At 72.1% G+C, this 2,841-nt stretch carries 1 pseudogene; it reads left to right on the top strand.

Annotated features, from left to right (window positions below):
- Window positions 1–32: 32 nt before the first annotated feature.
- Window positions 33–2,841: pseudogene (locus IJH84_RS09845) on the top strand (hypothetical protein); the annotation flags it as partial.

The raw sequence follows: 2,841 nt of genomic DNA, 5'->3' as shown, positions 1-2,841 counted from the left end.
TGCGCTTCCCGGTCCCGGAGATCGTCCGCCCGGTGCAAGCGATGCTGAACCCGCGGCGGATCGAGGCCGACCCGCAGCGGTTCAGCAGGCCCCGGACCGCGGAGCTGTCCTACCAGCGGGCGCGCGCCAACCTGCACGTGTCGATGGCCACCACGCTCAAACCGGTGCTGGACGATTCCGCGCCGGTGACCCGCAGCGAGTACGAGATGATGTCCCGCGAGCTCACCGCCAGGAACAAGGTGGGCCATGCGCGGGGCTGGAACGTCACCAGCGCCGGCTTCGTGGGTTCGGTGTTCTTGGGCTACCTGGGTGGTTCGCAGCACGACGGGCACCTGGCGCAGGGCCAGGGGATCGGCGTGGTCAACACTTCGCCGTACAGCACGTCACGGGGCGCGGAGACCACGCGCGGTGTGGAAAGCGGCCATCGCACGCGGATCGAGAATCCGGCGCAGCCGGTGTACCTGGCGCGGGTCAAGGTGCACGCGGGCATGGTCGCCGAGGGCAGGTACCGGGGGAATCTGGACCCGTTCAACTGGTTCCCGGACCGCTCCGGGGTCAGGCGGCGCGGCAACATCGCCGAACTGCCCGGCACCCAGCTGATGTGGCTGACCAAGGACCAGCTCGACGAGTTGCGGCCCGGTCTGCCGGAACAGGACGGCACGGCCGCTCCGGACGCGCCGGTGCGGCCCGACGAGCCCGCGGAAGCGGGCCCGTCCGAACCCCCCCCGCGCGCTGAACAGGACGGACCGGCCGAACCGCCGCTGCCGGTGCCGCCCGCGCTGGACCCGCAGCGCGCCGTCCGGCCGTCGTTCGGCCTCGGCGGGATCATCGACCCGGTCGACCTGCGCGACCAGCTCGGCCAGGTGCGGACCAGCCTGGCCGAGCGCTACGGCGCGGAGGTCGCGCAAGCCCTGCTGCCGCAGGATTCCGCCGGCAACTGGCACCAGAACCAGGACCTGCTGAACACGCTGCTCAGCGACGTCAACGACGCCGCCAAGCAGACCATGAACGGCGGCGAGCGCACCGAGCTGCGCTACGAACGCCGATTCCGCGGCAACACCTACCACTTCGCGCTGGAAGCGGAGTTCACCCCGCGCGGCGACGGCAAGCTCGTGCACGCCAACAAGCTGAAGGTCACCAACCTCGCCACACCGAGCGTGGAAAAGAAGGCGAGCCGCGCCCGGACCATGTTGAGCACCATGCTCGGCGCCCGCCTCGGCGGCCGCGGCAGCGAGATCCGCACCGGGCCGGAGCACCACCCCAGCTACGGCGCGGCAGGTACAGGGGGGCAGCTGCAGAGCCGATGGGGCTTCCGCAAGCGGACGGGTACCGAGACCGAGGAGACCGGCCTCGAGCACTCCGCCGAAACCATCGGCCCGGTCGCCGAGTACGGCGGGGACCTGCGGCTGAAGCTGCGAGTGGGGCGCAACGAGGAGAGCTTCACCGACGCGGTCGCCGTGGACCGGCCGGTCGCGGTGACCAAGCTGCTCGAGGAATCGCTGCCGGCGCCGGATAGCCGGTACGGCCAGGTCACCCGCCGCGGCCGCGTCCCGGAGGCGGAACACACGCCGGAAGCGCTGGCGGACTGGCAGGAGCAGGGGCATCCGCAGCCCGTGCCGGACACCCAGTGGGGCGAGCACTTCTTCGGCGATGTCCAGGAAGTGATCGACGCCGCCCGCGGCGCGCTGGGCGACACCGGAGTACGCGGCAGCGAAGAGCTCAGCCGAACCTTGACGTCGTCGATCACCCTCGCGCAGCTGCTGGCCGGACTGCCGGTGGGCGGATTCAACGTTCCGCTGCACGGGCTGGGCCGGACGCTGGAGGTGCGCGCCCGTTTCCCGGACGCGCCGAAGTTCAGCAGCACCAGCGACGCGGTGGAGCTGCTGAACAAGATCAAGCCGAAGATCGAGCGCAGTTCCGAGCTGGAAACCGGACACACCAGCGAGGTGCGCCAAACCGAACCGTGGGGCATGGGCGGTGAGCGCCACGCGAGCGACCGCCACGCATTCGGGCAGCACTCCGGCTACTTCGCCCGCGACCTGATGGCGCTGTCCTCGCGGGACCCCGCCAAGCTGACCCAGACCGGCGAACTGCATTCCTACGAAGCGGAGCGCCAGCCCACCGCGGATTCGGTCATCCACAACGAGGAGACCCTGACCCGGGCGCTGCTGAACAACGTCGAGTTCCGCGTGGTCGCCAGGGAGAACCCGAGCGGGATGCCGCTGGTCGGGTCCGTGGTCGACGGGTGGCGCGGCTTGTCCACCGGTGCTCGGGACGTCGCGTTCCGGGACGCCTACGTCAACCGGATGTACGACGACGTGGCCACCGAGCACACCGGCCACACCTTGTCGCCGGAGCTGGCGCAGGCCACCAAGGACCTCAAGGAGAAGGGCAAGACCTACCGGGAGGCCACGCAGCAGCTCGTTGCGGCCAGGGAGGAGGCCCAGCGGCAGGAGACCCGGCAGCAGGACGGCGGGCAGCGGGACGGCGACTCCGCGCAGCCGGGCCGGGCCGCCGAAGACTCCGCCGGGCGGGACGGCGTGGCCGAAGCGGAGCGGCAGGAGTCCGCGGCACGCTCGGAATTCTGGAAGACCAAGCGGGATTGGGATCGGCTCACCGTCGAGGAGCAGGCCCGCGACGCGCAGGCGCGGGAGCAGGCGCGGCGGGCGGGCCTGCGGGGCGAATCGCCGCCGCAGCGCGACGACCGGCCGGTCCGCCACGACGAGCTGCGGCAGCACGCGCCAGGGCAGCCGGCCCGCCGGGGCCACCGCGGCGACTCCCCGCTGTCCGGCTGGCGGGGCTGGCTCGGGGGCGGCCGCCCCCGGCCCGACCCGCTGCCGG

This window comes from Saccharopolyspora sp. (genome assembly GCF_017434145.1).
In the GTDB taxonomy this organism is placed as follows: Bacteria; Actinomycetota; Actinomycetes; order Mycobacteriales; family Pseudonocardiaceae; genus Saccharopolyspora_C; species Saccharopolyspora_C galaxeae.
The sequence above is the reverse complement of the archived record's forward strand: the minus strand, read 5'-3'. Positions and strand labels throughout refer to the sequence as shown.